We start from the raw sequence: 25,554 nt of genomic DNA on the forward strand, positions 1-25,554 counted from the left end.
TCGCAAAACTATGTCATGGAGGGGCGACGAAGATTATCCGCCCAATCGCCGCTATCCGCGCAGCCGCTCATGATGGCGGATCACCTCGTCGATGATGAAGCGCAGAAACTTCTCGGAAAACTCCGGGTCGAGATCGGCCTCGCCCGCCAGCCGCCGCAACCGCGCGATCTGCTGCTCCTCGCGCCCCGGATCGGCCGGCGGAAGCCCCGTCTCCGCTTTGTAGCGGCCGACCGCCTGCGTCACCTTGAAGCGCTCGGCGAGCAGGCAGACCAGCGCCATGTCGATATTGTCGATCGACTGGCGATAGCCCTTCAACACATCGTCGGCCATGGCGCGCCCCCAATTGCGGTTCGCCGCCTTTTGTCCGTGCGCGCCGCGAGGGGCAACCCCCGGCCTTGCGTTCGGGCGCGCTTGCCGCCACAGCCTGACCGCGATGACCGCGACGATCCATCGCCTCGCCGGCCGGGCGCCTTCCCTCGACCCGATGGTCCAGCTGGTGACCGGGGACATGAACTGCGTCAACGCAGTGATCCTCGATCGCATGCAGTCGCAGATTCCGCTGATCCCGGAGCTTGCCGGGCATCTGATCGCGGGTGGTGGCAAGCGGATGCGGCCGATGCTGACGCTCAGTTCCGCGCGGCTGATCGGCTATACCGGCACGCGCCACCACCGGCTGGCGGCGGCGGTGGAATTCATTCACACCGCGACTCTGCTCCACGACGATGTCGTCGACGGCAGCGACCTTCGCCGCGGCAAGCGCACCGCGAACATCATCTGGGGCAATCCCGCGAGCGTGCTGGTCGGCGACTTCCTGTTCAGCCGCAGCTTCGAGCTGATGGTCGAGGACGGCAGCCTCAAGGTGCTGAAAATCCTGTCCAACGCCAGCGCGGTGATCGCGGAGGGCGAGGTCAACCAGCTGACCGCCGCGCGCCGCGTCGATCTGGGCGAAGACCGCTATCTCGATATCATTGGTGCGAAGACCGCCGCCCTGTTCGCCGCCGCGTGCCGGATCGCGGCCGTCGTCGCGGAGCGATCGGAAGACGACGAGGCGGCGCTCGACGCCTATGGCCGCAACCTCGGCATCGCGTTCCAGCTCGTCGACGACGCGATCGATTACGTGTCGGACGCTGGCACGATGGGCAAGGATGCGGGCGACGATTTCCGCGAGGGCAAGATGACGCTGCCGGTCATCCTGGCCTATGCGCGCGGCGACGATGCCGACCGCAAGTTCTGGAAGGACGCGGTCGAGGGACGGCGCGACAGCGACGCCGATTTTGCGCACGCGATCGACCTTGTCCGCTCGACCCGCGCGGTCGACGATACGCTCGCCCGCGCGCGTCACTACGGCCAGCGCGCGATCGACGCGATCGGGCGGTTCCCGGCCGGCGCCGCGAAGGACGCGATGATCGAGGCGGTCGAGTTCGCGGTCGCGCGCGCCTATTGAGGACTCAGGACTTCCCGAACATTCCCGACAGTCCGCCCATGATCCCGCCCAGGCCGCCTTCGCCGCCCTGTTCCCCCAGCAAGCCCGCAAAGCGTCCGAGCGCACCTTCGCCACCGATATGGCCGACGATCTGCTGCAGCGCATCGGTTGGAAGCCCGGTCGATTGCGCGGCCGTGTCGACCGTATCGCCCGGCGCCGCGTGTGCCTGACCCAGCGCGGTAACCGCCTGTTCGACCTGATCGGGCGACAGGCCCACTTTTTCGGCGAGGTTGGCGATATCCACATTGCCGGTCACCTGGCCCAGCAGTCCGTCGAGCATACCCATCGCGTATCTCCTGCAATCCCGGACGTCCCGCATAGCACGTCAGCGCGAGCGGAGTCCGCGCCGTAAAGCACGGCTGGCGCAGCGCGGGGTCGGTGTGGCATCGCGGGGGCGATGAGCGACCTGCCAATCCTTGCCGTATTGCCCGAGCTGCTTCGGGTGCTCCGCGAGGGGACGCGCGCCGTGCTGGTCGCGCCGCCGGGAGCTGGCAAGACGACCGCGGTCGCGCCGGCATTGCTTGGCGAGGGGTGGTGTTCGGGCGAAATCCTGCTGCTCAGCCCGCGGCGGATAGCGGCGCGCGCGGCGGCGGAGCGGATGGCTGCGCTCGCCGGTGAGCCGGTCGGCAAAACCTTCGGCTATGCGACGCGGCTCGACAGCAAGCGGTCGGCCGCCACGCGCGTGATCGTGGTCACCGAAGGCATTTTCGTCGCGCGTATCGAGGCCGATCCGGAGCTTGCCGGGGTATCCGCAGTCCTCTTCGACGAAGTGCACGAGCGCAGCCTAGACGGCGATTTCGGCCTCGCCCTCGCGCTCGATGCGCAGGCAGGGTTTCGCCCGGACCTGCGGATCGTCGCGATGTCGGCAACGCTCGACGGCGCGCGCTTCGCCGACGTGATGCACGCAGCCCCGGTGATCGAGAGCGAAGGGCGCAGCCATCCGCTCACCGTTCGGCATATCGGCCGCCGGGCCGAGGCGCGGATCGAGGACGAGGTTGCAGGCGCGATCCGGCGGGCGTTGCGCGAGGAGGAGGGGGGAGTGCTCGCCTTCCTGCCCGGTGTCGGCGAGATCGAGCGGACGGCGGAACGGCTGAGCGAGGACATGGCGCGCCTCGATATCGCGCTGCACCGGCTTCACGGCACGCTCGACCCGGCGGAGCAGCGCGCCGCAATCGCGCCGACGAAGGATGGCCGCCGCAAGGTCGTGCTCGCGACGTCGATCGCAGAGACGAGCCTTACGCTCGACGGTATCCGTATCGTCGTCGACTCCGGCCTTGCGCGCCGCCCGCGCTACGACCGGGCGGCGGGGATGACGCGGCTCGTCACCGAACGCGCGAGCCAGGCGGCGGTGACGCAGCGGGCAGGGCGCGCCGCACGGCAAGGGCCGGGCACTGCCTATCGGCTGTGGGAGGCGGAGGCGACCGCGGGGCTGCCGCGCTTCGACCCGCCGGAAATCCTGGAGGCGGACCTGTCCTCCCTTGTGCTCGCGATCGGCATCTGGGGCGTTGCCGACGCGCGGGAGCTGCGCTGGATCGATCCCCCGCCCGCCGCCGCCATTGCGGAAGCGCGGTCGCGACTGGAGGCGCTGGCGGCGATCGATCCGGATGGCCGCCCCACCCCGCACGGCCGCGCCATCGCCGCGTTGCCGATGTCGCCACGGCTTGCGCACATGCTCCTGCTCGCGTCCGACAAGCGCCTCGCGGCGGAGATCGCGGTGCTGCTCGGCGAGCGCGGGCTTGGCGGCAACGATATCGATCTGGAGACGCGGCTGCGGCGCTGGCGGGGGGATCGCTCGGCGAAGGCGACCGCCGCACGCGGGCTGGCGGAACGGTGGGTCAGCCTTGCTCCCCTCCCTGGAAGGGAGGGGAGCAAGGCTCGCTGACCGAAACGCCATCCCTTCCGAGACACCGCCGCCGGTGAACAGCCCTCTACCCACCACACCCCAACACCGTCAAACACTTTTTGCAATTTTGTTGCAGAGATGAAGAAAAAGAACGGATTTCCGCGGGTCTTAACTCGTTGGCAGGCCGGTGCATCTAGGACGAGCCGATGGACGTTCCCGCCGAATCGCAGCCCGGCACAGCGGCCGCCAGCCGTGATTCGAGCATCACGCCGCTGCGAGCTCAGATCCGGCGCGCGGTCTTGTGGCGCTCGGGAAGCCAGATCGTCGCGCAGATCGTGCAGTGGACAGCGACCTTCCTCGTGATCCGTATTCTGGCGCCCGCCGATTACGGGCTCTTTGCGATGACCCAGGTCGTGTTGATGCTGGCGAGCATGCTCAACGGCATGGGGCTCGCCAATGCTGTCGTCCGCCAACCGACGGTCACCCCGCACGCGCTCCGCCAGGTGTTCGGGATGTTGATCGCGACCAACGCGCTGCTTGCGGTCGTCCAGATCGCCGCCGCGCCGATCGTTGCCGCCTATTATCGCCAGCCGGAGATCACGACGATCCTGCGCGTCCAGGCGCTGCTCTATGGCGCGACGCCGTTGATCGCGCTGCCGCAGGCGCTGCTCGCCCGAACGCTCGAGTTTCGGCGGCAGGCGCAAGTCAACGTTGCAGCGTCCTTGCTCGCGGCATCGAACGCGCTTGGCGGCGCGCTGATGGGCCTGGGCGTATGGACGCTCGTCGCGGCGCCGATCGTCCTGTTCTGGGTCCGCGGGATCGGCTTGACGATCGCCGCCGGCGGCCTGCCGCGTCCGAGCTTCGCCTTTCGCGGCAGCGGCGAGTTCGCGCGCTATGGCGGGTTGCTGGCCGCCGGGCAGTTCTTCGCCTTCATCTGGAGCCAGGCGGACGTGTTCGTCGGCGGACGCGTGCTCGACCCCGCGATTCTGGGGCTTTACACGACGAGCCTGTTCCTCGTGCAGATCGTCGTGTCGAAAATCGTGCCCCCCCTGAACGAAGTCGCCTTTGCAGCCTATGCGCGCATGCAGGACGATCCCGATGCCGTAGCCGCCGCATTCCTGAAGCTGGTGCGGGTCGTCATGGTGATCGCCATGCCCTTCTACCTCGGGTTGGCGGCGACGGCCGAGCCGCTGGTCGCAACGATCCTTGGCAGCAAATGGGTGGCGGCGGCGCCGATTGCGGCGGTGCTCGCGCTGTCGATGCCCTTCTATACCGTTCAGGTCCTGCTGGGGCCGGCGACCGATGCGCTCGGGCGCCCGGGAATCGCGGCGCGCAACGGGCTGACCGCGGCGCTCATCGCGCCGGTCGCTGTGCTCATCGCGATCCCCTTTGGCGTAATCGCGCTCGCAGCGTGCTGGCTTGGCGTGTTTCCGCTGCTTCTCGCGATCTCGGCGCGGCGCGCGTTGCCGGTCATCGGGGTGAGCGCGCGCGCGCTGATCGCGGCGGTCGCGCCGCCCGTGGCCGCAGCGTCGGCAATGGGGCTGGTCCTCACCGTCGTCGACCGGATGTCTGCCATCGAGGCGGACGGCGTGCGCCTCGCGCTTCTGGTTGCGTGCGGTGCGGCGGTCTATGGCACGTGGCTGCTGATCTTCGCGCGCGATTCGGTGCGCGAGATGCTGGCCCTGCTCAGGCGGCGCTGAGCGCCCGGATCGCGTTGTTCGTGGCGTCGAGATAGACGCGCCCGTCGAACCGGCACGTCCCGACGAAATGGACGAAGCGCCGATCCGCCGGAAGTGCCTCCCCCCAGAAATTGAGATAGCGACCATACGGCAGCAGCAGCGGATCGCCGCTATTGGCGATGACGACGTTCGAGGTCACCTGCTCCGTTCCCCACTCGGCCCAGCGCGGCCCCAGCATCGCTTGCGCCTGAAGCGAAAAGGCTTCGGCAAGCGCACGCCCGCCGCGCGAGGGAGCGAATCCGGCAAACCCCGAACATCCGCGCGCGTAGAGCGGCCTCGCAACGCCCGGTAACGCGATCGCATCCATCCGCATCTCGATCGCGTGCTGGATATGGACGCGCGGGCCGACCTCTGGCGCCAGCGTTGCGGGGAAATCCGACATCGGCATAAGCGTGGCGGATTCCTCGCCGCGCAGCATGAACGACCGCCCGGCGTCGATCGCGGCGGCCACTTCCGGCACGTCTCCAAAAGTCACCGTGTCCGAATCGAGCTGGATCACATAGTCGTCGCGCCGCAGGTCGAGGATGGTGAGCAGCCGCTCCCAAGTCCCGCCGCGCGGGCAAGGGCCGGTATCGACGCTGGCGATCGGGATGATCCGTGGCTGCCCAAGATGATGCGCGAGGAGGGCGCGGTCGGCATCTGTCAGCGTCCCGTCATCGACGATGACCACGCGCCCTCGCCCGAGCGCTACCGCAAACGACTTCACCGCGACCAGATAGGGAAGCACCACCTGCGTGCCGATCATCGAGAACAGGATTACGCCATCGTCGCGCGGAATCATCGGCGGGGTATCGATGACGCCGCGCACGACGCGCGCATGCCAGCGGGTCTTCACGCGCCAGTTCAGGTGATCGAGCAGCATCGGCATCGATCGCGTCTTACGCGCGCGTGCGTTAAGGCTTCGTCGCCATCAGGCCGTCTGGATATAGGTCCGCATCGCCTCCGCCTCGGCCTCGATCCGATCGATCCGGTATTTCACCAGATCGCCGATCGACACGATGCCGATGACCTCGCCCCCGTCGATCACGGGCAGGTGACGGATTCGCCGCTTCGTCATCAGCGACAGCGCGCCGAGCACCGAATCGCCGGGCGCGACGGTGAGCGCTGGCGCGGTCATCACGTCGCGCACCGTTTTCTGGAGCGTCGCGGTGTCGCCGTCCTTCAGGCAATGGATCACGTCGCGCTCCGAAAAGACGCCCGCGACCTGCCCGCCTTCCATGACCGGCACCGCGCCGACCCGTCGCTCGGCAAGCAGCGCAATCGCCTCAGCGACGCTCTGGCCGGGGGAGACGGAGACGACCTCTCCGCCCTTGGTTTTCAGGATCGCCGCGATGGTCATCTGTTTTCTCCTTTCGCCGGCGGAGACTGTCTCACTTTTGCGGTGCGGAGAAAAGGCGCGAGCGAGGGCGCCGCATAGAAAAGGCCGGCACCGCGCTGTGCGATACCGGCCATTTCGGGGTTGCAGATGCGACGGACTCAGCTGGCTTGCGAAACCTCGTCGCCGGCGGCGCGGCGGCGACGGCGCGGCTTCTCGGCCACTTCGCCTTCGTCCCCGCTGTCGCCCGATGGCGTGATGCCGAGCGATGGCGGGAGGATCGCCGCATCGAAGGTCGGGGCGGGCTCGGCCCCCTCGGCCTGCACCTTGCGAGGACGGCCGCGGCGGCGCGGCTCTGCGGCCTCGACGCCCTCGTAATCGTTCGCGGGAGTCACCGCGAGCGGACGCTCGCCGTCGCGGCTGCGATCCTGATCGCGGTCGTCCGTGCCCTGGTTCTCGCGCGCCTGATCCCGGCTGACGCGGCGTTGCGGACGATCGTCGCGCTGAGCCCCGTCGCGCTGGAAATCGTCGCGATTGCCCCGATCGTCGCGCGGTTGACGGTTGCTGCGGGCCTCGCGCGGGCTGCGGTCGTCGCGGCTCTGCCCGCCTCGCTCCTGGCCATCGCGATCCTGACCATCTCGACCTCCGCGCTCTTCGCGGTAGCCATCACGGCCATTCTGTTCGTCGGCGCGAACCAGATCGCCCTCGTCGCCGTAATCGTCGAAGTCGCCGTCGAACGAATCCTCCCGCCCACGGCGCGGGTTCTGTTCTTCGGCGCGGCCGCGCTGTTCGGCCAGCACGCGGAAATAGTGGTCCGCAAACTGGAGGTAATATTCGGTGTTGACGCGGTCGCCCTGCATCTGCGCGTCGCGCGCCAGCGTCTTGTATTTCTCGAGCAGCTGGGCGGCATTGCCGCGCGCACGGTTGTCGATGCGGTTACCCATGTTCGGATTGCCGCCGCCACCCTGGCGCTGGCCACCACCACCGCGACCGCGACGGCGGCCGTTCTGACGATTATTGATCAAGCGATTGTCCTCGTCCTCAAACCAAAACCGGTCCTGCTCCCGGAATACTCGGTGCAACCCCGGCCTAACCTGTGCTCAAACGCTCAGGCCAAGCCTGCCACGGTCGCCGGACTGCAGCGACTTCATGACGAAGGAAGCGGGTAAGTGCCCACATCTCAACCAATTCGATGAAATGTGTGGAGCCCCGTGAGCGTCGAATAGCGGCACTTGGACCCGGCTACAAATGAAATATGGGCGGGCCGTGCCGATTTTCAAGCCGGTGTGGCAACGATGGCGCGGGGGCGATCGCCATAATCGCGCACTGCCCGCGTCGCAAATCCGTGGGCCAGCAAGACCGCGGCGACCGCATCCGCCTGCGTCCAGCCGATCTCGACGATCGCCACACCACCGGCCGCGACCAGCCGGGCAAGCTGCGGCGCGAGCGCGCGGTAATCGTCCAGGCCGTCGGCCCCAGCGAACAGCGCCTCCCCCGGTTCGTGGTGCGCCACCTCGTCGGGCAGCGCCTCGTCAGTCGCGATGTAGGGCGGATTGGCGAGAACGAGATCGAACCGCGCGTCGATCGCCGCCGCCCAGTCGCCCTGCACCAGCCGCGCCCGCCCCGGTGCAACGCGCGCGGCGTTGATGCGGGCGTAATCGAGTGCGGCAGCTGACCGTTCGACGCCCAGCCCTGCCGATTCGGGCCACTGATCGAGCGCGGCGAGCAGGAGCGTGCCGGGACCGGTGCCGAGATCAATCACGCTCGCCGGCGCCCGCGCCCCGAAATGCGCGACCGCCGCCTCGATCAGCGCCTCGCTGTCGGCGCGCGGCACGAGCACGCCGGGACCGACCGCGAGGTCGATCGTCCAGAAGCCGCGGGCGCCGGTGAGATAGGCGACGGGCTCGTGTGCGGCACGGCGTTCGACGAGCGCGGCGAAGCCGGGCGGCACCGCATCGTCGAGGTGCGTGAGCAGCAGCGCCTCGCGGGTAACCCCCAGCGCATGCGCCATCAGCAGTTCGGCATCGAGCCGCGGGGTTGCTGAAAAGCCGAACCTTGCGGCTGCGACGGTGAGGGCGGCCCTGACGGTCACGTGAGGCACGCGGCGCGGCAAAGCCGCGCCGTCGAACGGCGCCTCCAGCGCCGTCGGCCGTGCTTGGCCGTGTTCTGCCGCGGCACGCGGCAGGCCGGCCTACGCATCCAGCGTCGCCAGCCGCTCCGCCTCGTCCTCGGCGATCAGCGCGCCGACCAGCTCGTCCATCTCGCCCTCCAGGATTTCCGGCAGACGGTGCAGCGTCAGGTTGATCCGGTGATCGGTCACCCGGCCTTGCGGGAAATTATAGGTCCGTATCCGCTCCGATCGATCCCCCGACCCGACCATCGCCTTGCGAGTCCCCGATCGCTCGCTTGCCAGCCGCTCGCGCTCCGCCTCGTACAGCCGTGTCCGGAGCACCTTCAGCGCCTTCGCCTTGTTCTTGTGCTGCGACTTCTCGTCCTGCTGGATCACGACCAGCCCGGTCGGCAGATGCGTGATCCGCACCGCCGAATCGGTGGTGTTCACCGATTGTCCGCCCGGCCCCGACGACCGGTACACGTCGATCCTGAGATCGCGCGCCTCGTCGATCTGGACGTCGACCTCTTCCGCCTCGGGCAGCACCGCCACCGTCGCCGCCGACGTATGGATGCGCCCCCCGCTCTCGGTGACGGGCACGCGCTGCACGCGGTGGACCCCGCTTTCGAACTTCAGCCGCGCGAACACGCCCTTGCCCTCGACCGAGGCGATCGCCTCCTTGAAGCCGCCGGATTCGGACGAAGATGCAGAGATCAGCTCGACCCGCCACCCCTGCTTCTCGGCGTAGCGCTGGTACATGCGGAACAGATCGCCCGCGAAGAGCGCCGCCTCGTCGCCGCCGGTGCCGGCGCGAATCTCGAGCATCGCCGCGCGCTCGTCGGCGGCGTCGCGCGGCAAGAGCGCGAGTGCGAGGCGACGGTCCGCCGCTTCCAGCGCCGCCTTGTTGTCGCGCAGCTCCTCCTCGGCCATCACGCGCAACTCGGCATCGCTCTCCTGCGTCATATAGGCGAGGCTCTCCGCCTCCTGCCGCAACCGCCGCACCGCCGCCGCGGCTTCCGCGACCGGCTCCAACTCGGCATATTCCTTCGACACCGCAACGAAGCGATCGCCGGCGAGATCGCCCGTCGCCATCAGCGCCGACAATTCATGCAACCGCGCCTCGATCTGCGCGATCCGTTCGGGGGAGATGGTTGTCATTCGGCAGCACCGAGCGCTGGCTCAAGGATTTGCCTGACCCTATCGATTTCCGGTTTCGTAGCTCCAAAACCTCGATGGCCGATACCCGTCACCCCCTCACGAAACGACAACGAGATGATCTGGTCAGGTCGATGTTTAAGCGCCTTGTCATAGCGCTTTTTTGAGCTTCCCGTTGTGACGGCTTCAGCCATCCAACCTGCACGCCGCAAGGCAGCTACACCCGCTAAGACAACTGTTTCATACCGATCATCTTCCGCCACAACTACAACTTGAGGCTTTGGCGCTTCCGGCTCTTCAATCAACATCGCCAATCGCTCGACCCCCGCCGCCCAGCCGACCCCTGCCGTCGCCGGCCCGCCGAGGCTTTCGATCAACCCGTCATAGCGCCCGCCCGCGAGCACCGTGCCCTGCGCACCCAGCCGGTCGGTCACGAACTCGAACGCCGTATGTCGGTAATAATCCAGCCCGCGCACCAGCCGCGCGTTGCGCGTCCACGCCACGCCCGCGGCATCCAGCCCCTTCGTCACGCTGTCGAAGAACGCACCGGCTTTCGCCGACATGAAGTCGTCGATCCCCGGCGCCGCATCCGCCACCGGCCGATCCCGCGGGTCCTTCGAATCGAGGATGCGCAGCGGATTCTTCTCCAGCCGCACGAGGCTGTCCTCGCTCAGCTCCCCGCGATGCGCCTCGAAATGCGCCACCAGCGCGTCCCGCCACGCATCACGCGTTTCGGCATCGCCCAGCGTATTGAGCTGAAGCGTCACCCCGTCCGCGATGCCGAGTTCCCGCAGCAACTGGTCCGCCAGGCACAGCAACTCCACATCCGCCGCCGGCTCCAGCGCGCCGATCACCTCCGCATCGATCTGGTGAAACTGGCGATACCGTCCCTTTTGCGGCCGCTCGTAGCGGAACACCGGACCCGAGGTCGCGAGCTTCAGCGGCGCATATTGCTGCCACCCCTCGGTCAGATACGCCCGTGCGATCCCCGCGGTGAATTCCGGGCGCAGCGTGATGAGGTCGCCGCCGCGATCGGGGAAGGTGTACATCTCCTTCGACACCACATCGGTCGTCTCGCCGATCGAGCGTGCGAAGACCTGCGTGTCCTCGAACACCGGAATGTCGATGCGCTCGAAGCAGTAGAGCGCGCGCACCCGCTCGAAGGTCTGGAGGACATGCGCGAAGCGGCGCTGCTCCTCGCGGAAGATGTCCTGCGTGCCGCGCACGCGTTTTGGTGTTTCGATCCGGGCCATTGCGGCCGGGTATCTAGGCGAGGTCCGTGGGTTACGCTAGCGTCCGCGCAATGCAGCTCCATCTCGGCAAGCGGATCGCCCCGCCGCGCTTCGTCGCCTTCCTCCTGATCTTCGTGGTCGGGCTCTTCGTCGCCATCCCCGCCCAGGGCCTCGGGCGCGGCACGATGATCGCGTTCGACGTGGCGGCGGCGATCTTCCTCGTATCGCTCTGGCCGCTGTTCGGCCGCGGCGGGGCGGAGCAGATGCGCGCCGCCTCCGAACGGAACGACGCCAATCGCGCCGGGCTGCTCGGCATCACCGGGCTGACGATGCTCGTCATCCTCGTATCGGTGGCGAAGGAGCTTCAGGGCAAGAACGATATGCTCGCGATCATCCTCGTCGTCGCGACGCTCGCGCTCGCCTGGCTGTTTTCGAACACGATCTACGCGCTGCACTATGCGCACCTCTATTATTCGGACGGAGAGGCGGGGAAGGACCTGCGCGGGCTCGATTTTCCCGATTGCAAGGAGCCCGATTACTGGGATTTCGTCTATTTCAGCTTCACGCTGGGCATGACGTTCCAGACCAGCGACGTGGGAATCTCGTCGCGGCGGCTGCGCAAGATCGCGATCGGCCAGTGCCTTGCCGCCTTCGTCTTCAACCTCGGCGTCCTCGCCTTCACGATCAACGTGCTGGGCAGCAGCGGGAACTGACCGGAGACATTATTACACCGGAGGGGCTGGACGGCTGACCTTTTCGGCGCGTAAGTCCCCCGCTTCGTCGTCTCCAGCCGAAAGAATCCCCGTGATCGCACGTCTGCTTGCCGCCACCTTACTCGCCTCGACCGCCGCCGCCGCCCTGGCGCAGGTTCCCCAAGGCAACACCGCGCCGCAGCCAGTCCCGATCGTCGATACCATCCCCTCCGCCGTCGACACGCCCTATCCGGGCACGATCCAGCTCGATGTCGACGCGACCGATACCGAGCGCGGCATCTTCCGCGTGACCGAGACGATCCCCGTCGCGAAGGCGGGCCATATGGTGCTGCTCTTCCCGAAATGGCTGCCGGGCAACCATTCGCCCACGGGCCAGGTCGAAAAGCTTGCCGGCCTCGTCATCAAGGCGAACGGGAAGACGCTGCCGTGGACCCGTGATCCGGTCGACGTCTTCGCCTTCCACATCGATGTGCCGGAGGGCGCCCGGCGGCTCGACACGACCTTCCAGTTCATCTCGGCGACGCAAGCCAATCAGGGCTCGATCGTGATGGGTCCGTCTATCCTCCGGCTCCAGCCCAATTCGGTCAGCCTCTATCCGGCCGGCTATTTCACCCGCCAGATTCCGATCCAGATGACGGTGAAATATCCCGCCGGCTGGACCGCATCGGGCGCGGTTCCGGCCAAGGTCGCGGGCGCGACTTACACCTATGACAAGACGAACTACGAGATTCTCGTCGATTCGCCGATCATCGCGGGCCGCTATTTCAAGCGCTGGCCGCTCAGCCCCCGCGTCAATCTCGACGTCTATGCGGACACCCCCGATCAGCTCGCGGCGACGCCGGCGCAGATCGACGCGCACAAGCGGCTCGTCGATCAGGCGGTGAAGACCTTCGGCGCGCAGCATTACGACAACTACACCTTCCTGCTCGGCATCAGCGACCAGATCGGCGGCATCGGGCTGGAGCATCACCGTTCCTCCGAAGACGGCGTGCGCCCCGGATATTTCACTGAATGGGACCAGCAGATCGGCGCGCGCAACCTGCTGCCGCACGAATACACGCATAGCTGGGACGGCAAGTTCCGCCGCGGCGCGGACCTCTGGACCCCGGATTTCCGCACACCGATGCGCAACTCGCTGCTGTGGGTCTATGAGGGCCAGACGCAATTCTGGGGCTATGTCCTCCAGGCGCGCTCGGGCCTCGTCAGCAAGCAGGACACGCTCGATCAATATGCGGGCATCATGGCGCTCTACGATTCGCAGCCCGCGCGTCAGTGGCGCGACCTCGTCGACACCACCAACGATCCGATCATCTCGCGCCGCGCGCCGAAGGGTTGGACGAGCTGGCAGCGTAGCGAAGACTATTACAACGAGGGGCTTCTGGTCTGGATGGACGTCGATTCGATGCTTCGCCAGATGTCGGGCGGCAGGAAGTCGATCGACGATTTCGCCAAGGCGTTCTTCGGCGTGCGCGACGGCGACTGGGGCGAGCTGACCTACACGCTGGACGATGTGGCGAGCACGCTGAACGGCATCCAGCCCTATGACTGGAAGGCCTATCTCGTGAAGCGCCTGACCGAGCATGCCGCCGGCGCGCCGATCGATGGCTTTGCGCGCAACGGCTACAAGCTCGTCTACACCGACCAGCCGACCAACGTCTTCAAGCAGGGCGAGAAGACCCGCAAGATCGCCGATTTCACCTATTCGGGCGGCTTCGTCGTCGGCAAGGACGCGGAAATCAGCTCGGTCACCTGGGATTCGCCGGCGTTCAAGGCGGGGCTCGATGTCGGCACGACGATCGTGTCGATCGGCGACACCGCCTATTCCGACGACCGGATGAAGGCTGCGATCAACGCGGCGAAGACGTCGAAGGAGCCGATCCGCCTGACCGTGAAGAACGGTGATCGCTATCGCCAGGTCGCGATCGATTACCATAACGGCCTGCGCTACCCGCATCTCCAGAAGGTCGGCACCGGCGAAACGGGTCTCGACCGCCTGCTCGCGCCGCGCTGAGGGGGTCGAAGGAACCGGTTCGGGAAGTCGCTAAGGCGCTAAGAAGACACTGTTCACGCGGAGACGCGGGAGTTTAGAAGAGTCGAGCCGCCCCTGGGCGGCTCAAGGCTAAATCGTTGCTGCCGCGGAGCTATACCAGAAGTCCCACTCCGCGCCTCCGCGCCTCCGCGTGAAACCATCTTCCTGCTCTTCTTAGCGCCTTCCCCGAACCGGCTCTTCCCCTCTTCTACAAACGCTCAACCCCCGTCTGCCAACCACTCCAGCGCCTCGCCGGTCACCCGGTTGATCCGCCACTCCTCCAGCGTCTCCGCGCCGAGCGAGCGGTAGAAGTCGATCGCGGGCGTATTCCACGTCAGCACCGACCATTCGAACCGGGCGCAGCCGCGATCCGTCGCGATCCGTGCCAGCCGCTTCAACAGCGCCTTGCCGACCCCGGCCCCGCGTGCCGCCGGGGTGACGTACAAATCCTCGAGATACAGACCGCGCCAACCGGTCCAGGTGGAAAAGTTATGGAAGAACAGCGCCATGCCGACCGGCGCGCCGTCCACCTCGGCGATCAGCGCTTCCGCCGCAGGTGGCGCGGAGAACAGCGCATCGGCCAGCAATGCCTCGGTCGCGACGACCTTGTCGGCGGCGCGTTCATACTCCGCAAGTTCACGCACGAAGCGCAGGATGGTCGTGACGTCGCCGCGTTCGGCGAAACGGATCTTGGTGCTCATGCCGCCGCCTCTAGCGCAGCCTGCGCGATATCGCGACGCCGCGCCGCATACAGGCACGCCGCGACGATGACTGCCGCCCCGCCCAGCGTCCACACCGACACCCGCTCCCCGAACACCGCCCAGCCCAGCACAGCGGCATAGACGAATGACGTATATTCGGTCGTCGCCAGATACCCCGTATCGCCGTGGGCATAGGCCCAGCCGAGTGCGAAGAGCGATGCGGTGGCCAGGCCCGCGCCGATCACCAGCTTCGGCCACTCCCCGACCGGAGGAAATGCCGCCAGCCACGGCGCTGCCAGTCCGAGCAGCGCGACGACGATCATCGACTGGAAGAAGGCGATCTCCCCGGGCCGCGCCGCCTGCGCCTGCACCCGCGCAATGACGAGATTCACCGCATAAAGCACCGCCGACACCAGGATCGCGCATGCCCCTTCGAATGCCTGCGGCCCAAGCGCTGCGCGGCTCTGACCCAGCATCACGATCAACACCCCCGCAAAGGCCGCGACCGACGCGACGACAACGCGCCTGCCGACCCGCTCGCCGAGCACGACCGCCGCCAGTAACAGCGCAAGGATGGGCGCGATGTAGGAGAGCGTGATCGCCTGCGCCATCGGCACCCGCGCCAGCCCCCAGAAGAACAGCAACGCCATGATCGTGGTGACGCCACCGCGCATCGCATGCAGCCGCAGCGCCTTGCGCGTCGGTCGCCCGCTCTTGCCCGCTTTCCACGCGATCGCGCCGAACCCGACCGACACCAGCGACCGCCAGAACAGCGCGTTGTAGACGCCGATCGCAAGCGTCAGCGACTTCATGAACGCGTCCATGATCGAGAACAGCCCGATCCCCAGCGCCGCCACCGCGAAAGCGAGCGCGGGCGATACGGTTCTCGCGCTCACTCGGCGGCCTGCGCCGTCTCCGCTGCCTCCGCCTCGATCTCGGCCGCCTTCGCTTCCACCAGCTTCACGATATGCGAGATCATGTCGGCGTCCTGGACGTGATGATCGGTGACGCCCGACAGATAGACCATGTGCTTGCCGTTGCCGCCGCCGGTGATGCCGATATCCGTCTCGCGCGCTTCGCCCGGACCGTTGACGACGCAGCCCAGCACCGACAGCGACATCGGCGTGCGGATATGCTGGAGCCGCTCCTCGAGCGCCTGCACGGTGCGGATCACGTCGAAGCCCTGCCGCGCGCAACTCGGGCACGACACCACCCGCACGCCGCGATTGCGGATGCCGAGCGCTTTCAGGATTTCGAACCCGACCCGAACTTCGTCTTCCGGCTCGGCCGACAGGCTCACACGGATCGTGTCGCCGATCCCGTACCAGAGCAGCGAGCCGATCCCGATCGAAGACTTCACTGTCCCGCCGACAAACCCGCCCGCCTCGGTGATCCCCAGATGCAGCGGACAATCGACGACCTCCGCCAGCTGCTGATACGCCGCGACCGCCAGAAACAGGTCGCTCGCCTTTACCGCGACCTTGAATTCGTGGAAATCGCGGTCCTGGAGCAGCTTGATATGATCGAGCGCGCTTTCGACCAGAGCATCGGGGCAGGGCTCGCCGTATTTCTCCAGCAGGTCGCGCTCGAGGCTCCCGGCATTCACCCCGATCCGGATCGCGCAGCCATTCGCCTTGGCCGCGTTCACCACCTCGTTCACTCGGCTTGCCGACCCGATATTGCCCGGATTGATGCGCAGGCACGCCGCGCCCGCATCCGCCGCCTCAAGCGCGCGCTTGTAGTGAAAATGAATGTCCGCGACGATCGGCACACTGGCGGCGCGGACGATCTCTTTCAGTGCCACGGTCGATTCCACATCGGGGCACGAGACGCGGATGATATCGACCCCCGCCTCCTCGCAGCGACGGATCTGGTCGATCGTCGCCTTCGCGTCCGAGGTCGGGGTATTGGTCATCGTCTGCACCGTCACCGGCGCGTCGCCGCCGACGGGGACGTTGCCGACCATGATCTGGCGGCTCTTGCGGCGCACGATATCGCGCCAGGGACGGACGGACATGGGGATTCCTTGTGCTTCGGACGGCCTATACTATCGCCCGCGAAACGCCGCCACCCGCCGCGCGGCATTCTCGCGCAGGTTCATATAGGCGATGCTGTAATCGACGTTATGGAAGTTTCCGAACGGGATCATCAGCGCTGCGTAGCGCTTGCCCGGCGGCGAGATGTAGAGCGCGCCGTCCTTCATCCGCCCGGTCACCAGCCCGACATCGGCAACCGCAGGCTCTGCGCCGGGTCCGTGAATCCACGATCCGAGATCGGCCGATTTCGGCGACACGGCCCCGCTCGTCGTCCACGTGAAGGGGTTGATGCCGACATAGGGACGGCGGATCGCCTCCGGCGCATAATGGCTCTGCTCCGCGACGAACCGCCGCTGCGCTGCCCCGTCGCGGCCCTGCGCAAAGGTCGAGAAGGTAACGACGCAGCCGGTATCGTCCCCGCGCTGGCAGGGGGTGATGCCGCCGAGCCTGCGGAACCAGTCCGCCTCGATCCAGTGCCCGATCAGATAGGCCGCGACCATGCGGCGGGCGATCGGCTTGCCCGCAATCTCGCGCTCGATCAACAATCGCCCCAGCCGCGACCCCTGGCTGTGCCCCGCGATGATGAACGGTCGCCCCTTGTTCCAGGCGAGAAACTGCCGAAAGGCGCGGGCGACGTCGCCGTACGCGAGCTCGGTCGCGCGCGCGCTGCCGTCGCTCCAGCGGATATAGCCGCCGAGCGTCATCTGGCGATAGCGCGGCGCATAGACCGCGCAGCAATCGTTGAACGCGCTCGCCTGCCCGCGGATCGTGGTCGCATCGATCTTGGCATTCAGCGCCGCATCGCGCGGATCGGCGTTCCACTGCGTCCGGCTCATCAGCACGGTCGGATAGATGAAGAACACCTCCGCCGGCGCGCGGGTCTGGTCGCCCGGGCGCACGCCGAGCGGCGACACGTCTGCCTCGTCCCGCGTCGTCGGCAGCGCCGCCCAGGACGACGCCCGCGCATAGTCGACCGGGGCGGGCGGGGGCTTGGTCCCGAAGGCGAAGGGCGGTGGCTGGTTGTTGCGCGAGATCTTCAGCGCCTGGAGAATTTGCGCGCTCGCCGCACTCGCCCCCGCCAGCGCGACCGCCGCCAGCGTCCCGTTCCGGATCAGCGTCCCGCGCATCCCGCTTGCTCCCGTCAACGAATTGGTGACCGGCAAAGCCTATACGAGCAACGCATTGAGGGCGAATATTTCCGTGACGATCGGCCGCCATTACGGACTCGACTGGCTGAGGATCGGCGCCTTCGCGCTATTGATCCTCTACCATGTCGGCATGGTCTTCGCGCCCTGGGACTGGGTGGTGAAGTCGCGCGTCACCTATCCCGCGCTCATCGTGCCGATGGCGGCGCTGACCCCGTGGCGGCTTGCGCTGCTGTTCGCGGTATCGGGCTACGCCTCGCGCCGGCTGATGATGCGGGGCGATCTCCTCGCGTTCCTGCGCAATAGGTCGCTTCGCCTGCTCCTCCCGGTCGGCTTCGCGCTCGTCGTGCTGCTGCCTCCCGAATTGTGGATCCGCGAAAGGTTGCGCGGCTATGACGGCTCCCTCTGGCGCTACTGGAGCCACGACTACTGGAGCGTCACCCCGATCCACGGACTCGGCTTCCCGAGCTGGGAGCATATGTGGTTCGTCGTCTATCTCTGGGCCTACACCGTCGCGCTTGTCGGTCTGGTCGCCGCGCTCGGCATTCCGCGCCTCCAGCGCGCCGGTGACTGGCTCGCACATGGCATCCGCCTGCTCTGGGTGCCGATCGCGATCCTCGTCACCCTGAAGCTCGCGCTGATGTTCGAAGTGCCCGAGCAGCAGGGCCTGACCACCGACTGGACCGCGCATGCCGAGTTCGCGCCGCTGTTCCTCTTCGGATTCGTGCTTGGTGGCTCGGACGTGCTGATGCCCGCCGTCCACCGCTTCTGGAAACCGGCCGCGGTCATTGCATTGGTCACCGGCATCTTCGCTGTGTGGATTGAGCTTGCCTATCAGGGCCAGCACGTCCCCGGCCACGCGCTGATGGCGCTCGATCGTGCCGCACGGCTCGCGATGGCATGGGTGATGATCCTGCTGCTCGTCCATATCGCGACACGCTTCTGGAATCACGATCACCCCTGGCGCGCGACGCTCGCGGAGGCGGTGTTCCCGATCTATGTCGCCCACCACCTGATCCTGATGTGGCTCGCCTGGACGACGCTGCCGCTGGACCTGCCGATGCCGGTGGAGTTCGCGCTGCTGTTGGGTGGCACGACGGGGTTGTCGCTCGGCGTCTACCTCATCGGCCGCCGCATCCCGTGGCTGCGTCCGTGGATCGGACTGTCGGCTCCCAAGCGTGCGCCGGCGGTCAAGATAGCCACTGCTTAAATCTGCGCCGTATCGCCCTCACCCTTCCGGCGCGTGCCGCGCCTCCCTCCCTCTCCCGCCGGGAGAGGGAAGGGGCCCGCCGCCGGAGGCGGTGGGAAGGGTGAGGGCGAGATCAGGCGACACTCTGTTACCCTTTTCCACTGGCAATCCGGCCCCCGCTCACCGAAAGCCCGCGCATGGATCGTCACTACGGCCTCGACTGGCTCCGGATCGGCGCGTTCGGGCTGCTGATCTTCTACCATATCGGCATGGTCTTCGTGCCGTGGGACTATCATGTGAAGCTTGCCGCCGCCGATTGGGTCGTCGTCCCCATGCTGGCGACGAACGCCTGGCGGCTGATGCTGCTGTTCGTGGTCTCGGGCTATGCCAGCCGCGCGCTGATGATCCGCAGCGACGGGCTCGCCGCCTTCGCGCGCAACCGCAGCTTCCGTCTGCTCGTCCCGCTGGCCTTCGGCGTCGCGGTGATCGTCCCGCCACAGGTCTGGGCGGAGCTCGCGTCGAAATATGGCTATGCGCGCGGCTATCTCCATTTCTGGGCGCGTGACTATTTCTCGTTCGAGACGATCGGCCGAATCGTCGTGCCCACCTGGAACCACCTGTGGTTCGTGGGCTATCTTTGGCTCTACACCATCGGGCTGACGATCCTCGCGGCGATCGCGGGACGGGTAGGGCATTTGTTCCAGCGGGCTGGCGACTGGCTCTTCGCCGGGCCGCTGCTGTTCCTCGTCCCCACCGCCTGGCTGCTCTTCATCAGCGGCTGGGCCTTTGCCGGCCAGAGCGAAACCCACGCGCTGATCGACGATGGCGTCGCGCATGCCAGCTATCTGCCGATGTTCCTCTTCGGCTTCTGGCTTGCCGGCAGCGAGAGCGCGATCGATCGCTTTCGTCGTTTCTGGCCGGTCACCGCCGCGCTCGGCCTCGCCGCCTATGCGGTCGTCGCCGGGGTCGAGATCGCCTGGCCGGGCGGTGCGCCTTATCCCTGGGGTCGCGTCTTCAGTCTCGGCAAGGGCGTGCAGGGTTGGATGACGATCGCTGCACTTATCGGTCTTGCTGAGGCGTTCCTCAACCGCGACCACCCCTGGCGCCGCACGCTGACCGAGGCGGTGTTCCCCTTCTATATCATCCACCAGACCGTCATCGTCGTTGTCGCCTATTGGCTGCGCGGCGCCGGGCTGCCGCTCGCCGCCGACTTCGCGATCCTGGTGGCGGCGACCGTCACCGGATGCTGGGCCTTCTACCTCGTCGGCCGCTCGGTCGGGTGGCTGCGGCCGCTCATCGGCCTGCGCCCCCGCGTCCATCCGCGCGGCGATATGGCATTTGCGTGAGGCCCGAGGCGTTCAAGCGATCATCCGTTTCAGCGTCTCCACCCGGTCCGCCTCGGCTGCCGGCTTGTCGGTCCTGATCCGCGCGATGCGGGGGAAGCGCATCGCGACGCCGGATTTGTGCCGCCGCGATTCGTGGATCGAATCGAACGCGATCTCCAGCACCAGCGTCTTCTCGACCTCGCGCACCGGCCCGAAGCGGCCAACGGTATTCCGCCGCACGAAGCCGTCGAGCATCTTCAGCTCCTCGTCGGTGATCCCCGAATAGGCCTTGCCGACCGGCAGCAGCTCGCCCTCTTCGCTCCAGCAGCCGAACGTATAGTCGCTGTACCAGGACGACCGCCGCCCATTGCCGCGCTGCGCATACATCATCACGCAATCGGCGGTCAGCGGGTCGCGCTTCCACTTGTACCACAATCCGGTGCGCCGCCCCGCGACATAGGGCGAGTCGCGGCGCTTGAGCATCATCCCCTCGATCGCGGCATCGCGCGCACCGCTGCGGATCGCTTCCAGCGCGGTAAAGTCCTCCGCCTCGATCACCTGGCTCAGATCGAAGCGTTGCGGATCGAGCCGCGGCACGAACGCCTCCAGCCGCACCCGGCGCTCGCTCCACGGCAGCGCGCGCAGATCTTCCTCTTCGTCGAACAATATGTCGTAAAGCCGCACGAACGCGGGATAGTCCACCAGCATCTTCGCCGAGACGACCTTGCGCCCCAATCGCTGCTGGAGCGCGTTGAAGCTCGCCGCCTCTCCACCCTGCGCCTCGCCCTTCACCAGCAACTCGCCATCGACCACTCCGGGTTCGGCAAAGGCCGCCGCTACATCGGGAAAGCTGCCCGTCACGTCGTCACCCGTGCGGCTGTAGAGCCGCGTTTCGCCCTTCACATGGACGATCTGGACGCGGATGCCGTCCCATTTCCATTCCGCGGCATAATCGGCGAGGTCGACGCGCACATCCTCCAGCGGATGCGCGAGCATGAACGGGCGGAACACCGGCACGTCCGCCGCGGTCGGCTGGTCCCCGCGCCCTTCCGCCCAGTCGAACAGCGCGGCGTAAGGCGCGTCGATGCCGTGCCAGACTTCCTCGACCGCCTCGACATCGATCCCGAACGCATCGGCCAGCGCCTGCTTCGCGAGGCGTGCGGATATGCCGATCCGCATGCCCCCCGTCGCCATTTTCAACAGGGCGTAGCGTTCCTCCGGCGTCATCCGATCAAGCATCGCCGCCAGCACCGCCGGGGCATCCGAACGCGACAGATGCGCCAGCCGATCGACGACCGCCGCGACCCCCAACGGCTCATCGACCGGCGGAGTTACCGGATCGGGCCAGAGCAACGCGACCGTCTCGGCGGTGTCGCCGACATAGTCGCGGCTCAGTCGGAACAGCACGGGATCGACCCGTTCCTCGATCAGCGCGCGGATCTGCGCGGGCTTTACCCCCGGCAGATCGAGTTCACCTGTCAGCGCCGCCAGCGCCCAGCCGCGATCGGGATCGGGTGTCGCGCGCAGATAATCGCCGATGAGCTTCAGCTTGGCGTTGCGCGACCGCGTGTAGATCAGCGAATCGAGGAGCTGGGCAAAGGCGCGCATCAGGCCCTAACTAAGCCTTGCGGCTGGCCTCGAAGAGAAACCAGGCGCGTTCCTCGGCCTGATCGGTCCATTCATCGACGATGCCGCTCGTCGCGTTGTCCTTCGCTTCGTCAGCGGCATCCTTCACCACGCGGAAGCTTTCGACGAGCTTGAGATTATCGTCGCGCAGTTCGGCCAGCATCGCGGCAGGATCGACGAAGGGCTTGTCGTTGTCCGCGATGGTCTGGTGCCGCGCAATGTCGCCGATCGATCGCAGCGTCGTGTTGCCGGTCTTGCGCACGCGTTCGGCAATCGCGTCGGTCACGCCCAGAATCTGCGCGGACTGATCGTCGAGCAGCAGGTGATAATCGCGGAAATGCGGGCCGGAAACATGCCAATGGAAGTTCTTCGTCTTCAGATAGAGGGCAAAGCAATCCGCCAGCGACGAATTGAGCGCCTCTGCCACAGACTTGGTCGCGTTGCGGTTGAGGTCGGTCGGGGTCTTGAGATTGGCGTTGGCGTCGGCCATCGGTCTGCTCCGTCGCTGGAATTAATGGATCGTTGCGATAACGGACCGAACCGCGTTTTTATCCCCCGCAAAACTCGATCAGAGCGAACGACGCGCTAGATCAACCGCAACCCGTTCAGCGCACACAGGATTCCCGCAACCAACAGTATCCCGCACGTGCCGAAGCGGATCGCGCGCTGAGGCAGCGACAGCCAGCGGCGCTCGCCCATGATCGCCGCCGGGATGGCGACCGCGAGCGCTCCCGCCGTCGCGCCGACCGCGGCCAGCCACGGCAGCGGGCTGCGCGCGGCGAGCGCAGCGGTCACGAACTGCATGCGGTCGGCAAAGGCGATGATGACGAGGCCGAGGACGCTCGTCGCGACAGCGCCGATCCGCCATCCCTCCAACCGATCGGGCGAACGCGCGCGTAGCGGCGTCTCCACCGCCGCAAAGACGAGCGCGAGGCCGAGAAACACCAGCTTTGCTTCGGGCGAGATCATCGGCGCAACGTAAAGGCCGCCGAGCGTGCCGAGCGCATAGTTGAGCGCGAAGGCGACGAGCAGCGCCACAACGACGATCCCCCGCCGTGCGAATCGATCGGCGAGGATCGCGGCAAGCCACGGCGTACGGTCGCCCGCCTGGCACAGCGCGCCAAGCACGAAGGCGGCCATCAGCGCGTCCATGGCCGCTTCCTATCGCTTTCAATCAGTGCGCGAGGCGAACCGAGCATGCAGCGGCGAACGCGTCGGACGCGGCGGCATCATGCCGTTCGCATCCCACCGCATCGGCCAGCACCGCCAGCCAGCCGCGCACCAGCGCGCCGTGCTCACCGCGCGCCAGAACCGATTCGATCATATGTGCGATGGTGACCGCGGGTTGCATCCCGTTGCGCATCGCGATCGCGCGGATGGCATCGACCTGGCCGGCGATGTCGCCGGCGCGGCTCCACGTCGCGACCGCATCGATCGCGGCGATCCGGCTCAACAACTCCGCCTGAACCGCGGCGATCGGCGTCCTATCCTCCATGCGAAATTTCCCCTTTCGCGTGCTGGCATCATGCTGCGCCCGAAAGGGTAAAGGGGGGATTAAGCGCGCCGTGCGCAGTCTCCGACGTGCCGACCCGCCTTGACTTTGCGCCGCCGCCTTGTCATGCGCCGCCCCTTGATGGGCGGTGCCGCGTTCGCTGTGCCGCTCTTTTGCATTTTTCAGAATCAGGATTTCGGGTCATGGCAAAGCCGACCACCGTCAAGATCAAGCTCGTCAGCACGGCCGATACCGGCTTCTTCTACGTGACGAAGAAGAACCCGCGCACCAAGACCGAGAAGCTGAGCTTCCAGAAGTATGATCCCGTCGTGCGCAAGCATGTCGAGTTCAAGGAAGCCAAGATCAAGTAATGCTGGCGTAGCGGATCAGCCGCGCTGATCCGCGTCTCGACGCCAACACGGCCGGCGTCGGTGCATACCGACGACCGACGGCGCGGCTTTGCCGCGACGATACCCTGAACACATGGGGAACGCCGCAGGCAGATATGCCCGCGGCTTTTTCGTGTTTGCGGCAAGGCCACGGCGTCTATCAGGTCGGGCACGCCCGCGTGTCGGCCGCGCTACGCCTCGCGCACCTGCGATTGGCGGACGCTAATCGCCTTCGAGCAGCGCGTTTACCGCGTCCATGAAGCGGGCAAGACTGATCGGCTTCGACACATACGCCTCCGCCCCCGCTGCGCGAATCCGTTCCTCGTCCTCGCGCCCGGAATAGGCGGTGACCGCCATCACCGGGATCGCGCGCAGCGCCTCGTCGGCCTTCAGCTCGACGATGAGCTCATGGCCAGTCACGTGGGGCATCTGGATGTCCATGACGATCAGGTCGGGCTGGAACGCGCGGGTGCGCTCAACCGCCTCGCGGCCGTCGCGCACCGGCTCCACGCTATGCTCGTGCGCGCGCAGCAGGTCGCAGAACAGCTTCAGATTGAGTTCGTTGTCCTCGACAACGAGCACCCTTTTTGCCACGCGCGGGATCACACCTTCGGTTCGGATGGATGACAGGTAGGCGAAGCGCGTGCGCGATACAAATAAGGAAGAGGCGCTGGCGTTGCAGGCGCTGATATGGACACTCGGCGATGCGAGCCGCGCGGATCGCCTGCTGTCGCTGACCGGACTGACCCCCGACGATCTGCGCGCCCGCGCGGGCGATCCCACGGTGCTCGCGGCCACGCTCGGTTTTCTCGAGGCGCATGAACCCGATCTCGTCGCCTGCGCCGATTCGCTGGATACGGCGCCTGCCGCCCTCGTGCGGGCGCGCGCCACGCTGGAAACGTTATGAAGCCGCTGCTGATCTGCGACTGCGACGAAGTCCTTCTCCACATGGTCCGCCATTTCGGCACCTGGCTGGACGAGACGCATGACATCGATTTCGACATTGCCGGCGGCGATTTCGTCACCGCGATGAAGCGCCGCGACGGCAAGCCTGCACCCAGCCGCGAAGAGATGTGGGGGTATCTGAAAGGCTTCTTCCCCGACGAGATGCACCGCCAGACCCTCGTCCCGCATGCCCGCGAAGCGCTCGCCGCGCTGGCGCAAGCCGCCGATATCGTCATTCTCACCAATCTCGAGGACGAATGCCGCCAGCCGCGTCTGGAGCAGCTCGCCGCGTTTGGCATCGAGCACCGCGTCGAATGCAACCAGGGCGGCAAGGGCGATCCGGTCGCGAGGCTTGTCGCCGAGCATGGCGACCCCGTCACGGTCTTCGTCGACGATCTTGCGGTCCACCATGATTCGGTCGCGCGCCGCGCGCCGCAGGTTCACCGGCTCCACATGATTTCCGAGCCCACCCTCGCCGCGACGATGCCGCCCGCGCCCGCCGCCCACGCCCGGATCGACGACTGGCGCGAGGCACAGGATTGGATCGCCGCGCGCTTCGCCGCCGGCCGACCCGCCGACGCTTGACCCGATCCCCGACAATCGCGAGAGGATTTCCATGACCACGCATATCGATCGCAGGCTCGAAGAGCTCGGCCTCACCCTTCCCGAGGCCGCAGCGCCCGTCGCCGCCTATGTTCCCGTCGTCGAGGCGGGCGGGCTGCTCCACCTGTCCGGGCAGCTGCCCTTCAAGGACGGCCAGCTGATGACTGGCCGGCTGGGCGATGGCGTGAGCCTTGAGGAGGGTCAGGACGCGGCGAAGGCGTGTGCGCTGATGATCGTCGCGCAGGTGAAGAAGCATCTCGGCGGCGATCTGGCGCGGGTGAAGCGGATCGTGAAGCTCGGCGTCTTCGTGAACAGCCACGGCGATTTCACCGACCAGCCCAAGGTTGCGAACGGCGCGTCGGAACTGATGGTCGCGCTGTTCGGCGATGCCGGCAAGCACGCCCGCTCGGCGGTCGGCGTGCCCGTCCTGCCGCTCGGCGCTGCGGTCGAGATCGACGCGATCATCGAACTGGCTTGAGGCGGA

At 66.9% G+C, this 25,554-nt stretch carries 27 protein-coding genes and 1 pseudogene; 11 read left to right on the forward strand and 17 right to left on the reverse strand.

The genetic code is table 11. The features are described 5' to 3' along the window. Window positions 1-51: 51 nt before the first annotated feature. Window positions 52-330, reverse strand: coding sequence for a chorismate mutase (locus tag BOS5A_RS02705; RefSeq protein ID WP_151953681.1), 279 nt, complete (start codon window positions 328-330; stop codon window positions 52-54). Window positions 331-433: 103 nt separating this feature from the next. Between BOS5A_RS02705 and BOS5A_RS02710 the strand changes: the two genes are divergently transcribed. Beyond that, window positions 434-1,444, forward strand: coding sequence for a polyprenyl synthetase family protein (locus tag BOS5A_RS02710; protein WP_151953682.1), 1,011 nt, complete (start codon window positions 434-436; stop codon window positions 1,442-1,444). Between the two features lie 4 nt (window positions 1,445-1,448). Here BOS5A_RS02710 and BOS5A_RS02715 read toward each other — a convergent pair whose 3' ends face one another. Beyond that, on the reverse strand, window positions 1,449-1,769 hold the full coding sequence (locus tag BOS5A_RS02715) for a hypothetical protein (RefSeq protein WP_151953683.1): 321 nt from the start codon (window positions 1,767-1,769) through the stop codon (window positions 1,449-1,451). Window positions 1,770-1,880: 111 nt separating this feature from the next. Here BOS5A_RS02715 and hrpB point away from each other — a divergent pair. Both hrpB and BOS5A_RS02725 read left to right on the forward strand, forming a co-directional pair. Continuing rightward, a pseudogene (gene hrpB / locus BOS5A_RS02720) lies at window positions 1,881-3,347 on the forward strand (ATP-dependent helicase HrpB); the annotation flags it as partial. Window positions 3,348-3,532: 185 nt separating this feature from the next. Beyond that, window positions 3,533-5,026: a lipopolysaccharide biosynthesis protein gene (locus BOS5A_RS02725; RefSeq protein WP_151953684.1), complete on the forward strand. Its 1,494-nt coding sequence runs from the start codon at window positions 3,533-3,535 to the stop codon at window positions 5,024-5,026. On the opposite strand, the gene BOS5A_RS02730 is transcribed toward BOS5A_RS02725, so the two are convergent. The 6 genes from BOS5A_RS02730 to hisS form a co-directional block, all read right to left on the reverse strand. Next, on the reverse strand, window positions 5,013-5,927 hold the full coding sequence (locus tag BOS5A_RS02730; protein ID WP_234419170.1) for a hypothetical protein: 915 nt from the start codon (window positions 5,925-5,927) through the stop codon (window positions 5,013-5,015). The two genes, BOS5A_RS02725 and BOS5A_RS02730, sit on opposite strands and share 14 nt — an antisense overlap. A gap of 48 nt (window positions 5,928-5,975) precedes the next feature. Beyond that, window positions 5,976-6,404 carry a CBS domain-containing protein gene (locus BOS5A_RS02735; RefSeq protein ID WP_151953686.1) on the reverse strand — a complete coding sequence of 143 codons (429 nt, stop codon included), beginning with the start codon at window positions 6,402-6,404 and terminating at the stop codon, window positions 5,976-5,978. A 137-nt stretch (window positions 6,405-6,541) separates the two neighbouring features. Next, window positions 6,542-7,324: a DUF4167 domain-containing protein gene (locus tag BOS5A_RS02740; RefSeq protein WP_234419241.1), complete on the reverse strand. Its 783-nt coding sequence runs from the start codon at window positions 7,322-7,324 to the stop codon at window positions 6,542-6,544. Window positions 7,325-7,656: 332 nt separating this feature from the next. After that, on the reverse strand, window positions 7,657-8,481 hold the full coding sequence (gene prmC, locus BOS5A_RS02745; protein WP_234419171.1) for a peptide chain release factor N(5)-glutamine methyltransferase: 825 nt from the start codon (window positions 8,479-8,481) through the stop codon (window positions 7,657-7,659). A 90-nt stretch (window positions 8,482-8,571) separates the two neighbouring features. Continuing rightward, window positions 8,572-9,648 (reverse strand): peptide chain release factor 1, encoded by a 1,077-nt coding sequence (prfA, locus tag BOS5A_RS02750; RefSeq protein ID WP_151953689.1) that lies wholly within the window; start codon window positions 9,646-9,648, stop codon window positions 8,572-8,574. After that, a complete protein-coding gene (gene hisS / locus BOS5A_RS02755) occupies window positions 9,645-10,898 on the reverse strand; it encodes a histidine--tRNA ligase (protein ID WP_151953690.1) in 1,254 nt (417 codons plus the stop codon). Before hisS ends, prfA begins: the two co-directional genes overlap by 4 nt. A 50-nt stretch (window positions 10,899-10,948) precedes the next feature. Between hisS and BOS5A_RS02760 the strand changes: the two genes are divergently transcribed. Together BOS5A_RS02760 and BOS5A_RS02765 are read left to right on the forward strand one after the other, a co-directional pair. Further along, complete coding sequence (locus BOS5A_RS02760; RefSeq protein WP_151953691.1) at window positions 10,949-11,590, forward strand: DUF1345 domain-containing protein; 642 nt, start codon at window positions 10,949-10,951, stop codon at window positions 11,588-11,590. Between the two features lie 91 nt (window positions 11,591-11,681). Continuing rightward, window positions 11,682-13,601 (forward strand): M61 family metallopeptidase, encoded by a 1,920-nt coding sequence (locus tag BOS5A_RS02765; protein ID WP_151953692.1) that lies wholly within the window; start codon window positions 11,682-11,684, stop codon window positions 13,599-13,601. 236 nt (window positions 13,602-13,837) lie between these two features. Here the strand turns inward: BOS5A_RS02765 and BOS5A_RS02770 are convergent, their stop codons facing one another. From BOS5A_RS02770 to BOS5A_RS02785, 4 genes are read right to left on the reverse strand one after another with little or no spacing between them, the layout of a single operon-like run. After that, a complete protein-coding gene (locus tag BOS5A_RS02770; protein ID WP_151953693.1) occupies window positions 13,838-14,320 on the reverse strand; it encodes a GNAT family N-acetyltransferase in 483 nt (160 codons plus the stop codon). Beyond that, window positions 14,317-15,216: a DMT family transporter gene (locus BOS5A_RS02775; RefSeq protein ID WP_151953694.1), complete on the reverse strand. Its 900-nt coding sequence runs from the start codon at window positions 15,214-15,216 to the stop codon at window positions 14,317-14,319. The genes BOS5A_RS02770 and BOS5A_RS02775 overlap by 4 nt, the downstream gene beginning before the upstream one ends. Further along, the gene (gene ispG, locus BOS5A_RS02780) at window positions 15,213-16,337 is read right to left on the reverse strand and encodes a flavodoxin-dependent (E)-4-hydroxy-3-methylbut-2-enyl-diphosphate synthase (RefSeq protein ID WP_151953695.1); all 1,125 of its coding nucleotides are present in this window, start codon (window positions 16,335-16,337) and stop codon (window positions 15,213-15,215) included. The genes BOS5A_RS02775 and ispG overlap by 4 nt, the downstream gene beginning before the upstream one ends. A 30-nt stretch (window positions 16,338-16,367) precedes the next feature. Continuing rightward, window positions 16,368-17,483: a DUF3089 domain-containing protein gene (locus BOS5A_RS02785; RefSeq protein WP_151953696.1), complete on the reverse strand. Its 1,116-nt coding sequence runs from the start codon at window positions 17,481-17,483 to the stop codon at window positions 16,368-16,370. 73 nt (window positions 17,484-17,556) lie between these two features. Between BOS5A_RS02785 and BOS5A_RS02790 the strand changes: the two genes are divergently transcribed. Next, entirely contained in the window at window positions 17,557-18,711 is a 1,155-nt protein-coding gene (locus BOS5A_RS02790; RefSeq protein ID WP_199857179.1) for an acyltransferase family protein, read from the forward strand. Window positions 18,712-18,887: 176 nt separating this feature from the next. Continuing rightward, the gene (locus BOS5A_RS02795; RefSeq protein WP_151953698.1) at window positions 18,888-20,036 is read left to right on the forward strand and encodes an acyltransferase family protein; all 1,149 of its coding nucleotides are present in this window, start codon (window positions 18,888-18,890) and stop codon (window positions 20,034-20,036) included. A 12-nt stretch (window positions 20,037-20,048) separates the two neighbouring features. Here the strand turns inward: BOS5A_RS02795 and BOS5A_RS02800 are convergent, their stop codons facing one another. The 4 genes from BOS5A_RS02800 to BOS5A_RS02815 form a co-directional block, all read right to left on the reverse strand. Beyond that, on the reverse strand, window positions 20,049-21,623 hold the full coding sequence (locus BOS5A_RS02800) for a cisplatin damage response ATP-dependent DNA ligase (protein WP_151953699.1): 1,575 nt from the start codon (window positions 21,621-21,623) through the stop codon (window positions 20,049-20,051). 10 nt (window positions 21,624-21,633) lie between these two features. Beyond that, on the reverse strand, window positions 21,634-22,131 hold the full coding sequence (locus BOS5A_RS02805; RefSeq protein ID WP_151953700.1) for a Dps family protein: 498 nt from the start codon (window positions 22,129-22,131) through the stop codon (window positions 21,634-21,636). A gap of 95 nt (window positions 22,132-22,226) precedes the next feature. Beyond that, the gene (locus BOS5A_RS02810; protein ID WP_151953701.1) at window positions 22,227-22,793 is read right to left on the reverse strand and encodes a TMEM165/GDT1 family protein; all 567 of its coding nucleotides are present in this window, start codon (window positions 22,791-22,793) and stop codon (window positions 22,227-22,229) included. A gap of 22 nt (window positions 22,794-22,815) precedes the next feature. Continuing rightward, the gene (locus BOS5A_RS02815; protein WP_151953702.1) at window positions 22,816-23,136 is read right to left on the reverse strand and encodes a hypothetical protein; all 321 of its coding nucleotides are present in this window, start codon (window positions 23,134-23,136) and stop codon (window positions 22,816-22,818) included. A 200-nt stretch (window positions 23,137-23,336) separates the two neighbouring features. On the opposite strand from BOS5A_RS02815, the gene rpmG reads away from it, so the two are divergent. Further along, the gene (gene rpmG / locus BOS5A_RS02820) at window positions 23,337-23,504 is read left to right on the forward strand and encodes a 50S ribosomal protein L33 (protein WP_151953703.1); all 168 of its coding nucleotides are present in this window, start codon (window positions 23,337-23,339) and stop codon (window positions 23,502-23,504) included. Between the two features lie 240 nt (window positions 23,505-23,744). Here rpmG and BOS5A_RS02825 read toward each other — a convergent pair whose 3' ends face one another. Then, window positions 23,745-24,116: a response regulator gene (locus tag BOS5A_RS02825; RefSeq protein WP_151953704.1), complete on the reverse strand. Its 372-nt coding sequence runs from the start codon at window positions 24,114-24,116 to the stop codon at window positions 23,745-23,747. Between the two features lie 49 nt (window positions 24,117-24,165). On the opposite strand from BOS5A_RS02825, the gene BOS5A_RS02830 reads away from it, so the two are divergent. The 3 genes from BOS5A_RS02830 to BOS5A_RS02840 are packed head-to-tail and all read left to right on the forward strand — an operon-like array spanning window position 24,166 to window position 25,548. After that, window positions 24,166-24,429 (forward strand): DUF3572 domain-containing protein, encoded by a 264-nt coding sequence (locus tag BOS5A_RS02830; RefSeq protein ID WP_151953705.1) that lies wholly within the window; start codon window positions 24,166-24,168, stop codon window positions 24,427-24,429. Further along, complete coding sequence (locus BOS5A_RS02835) at window positions 24,426-25,052, forward strand: HAD family hydrolase (protein WP_151953706.1); 627 nt, start codon at window positions 24,426-24,428, stop codon at window positions 25,050-25,052. The genes BOS5A_RS02830 and BOS5A_RS02835 overlap by 4 nt, the downstream gene beginning before the upstream one ends. A gap of 31 nt (window positions 25,053-25,083) precedes the next feature. Then, on the forward strand, window positions 25,084-25,548 hold the full coding sequence (locus BOS5A_RS02840) for a RidA family protein (RefSeq protein ID WP_151953707.1): 465 nt from the start codon (window positions 25,084-25,086) through the stop codon (window positions 25,546-25,548). The last annotated feature ends 6 nt before the right edge of the window (window positions 25,549-25,554 follow it).

The organism is Sphingomonas sp. EC-HK361 (assembly GCF_902498785.1).
GTDB lineage: Bacteria > Pseudomonadota > Alphaproteobacteria > Sphingomonadales > Sphingomonadaceae > Sphingomonas.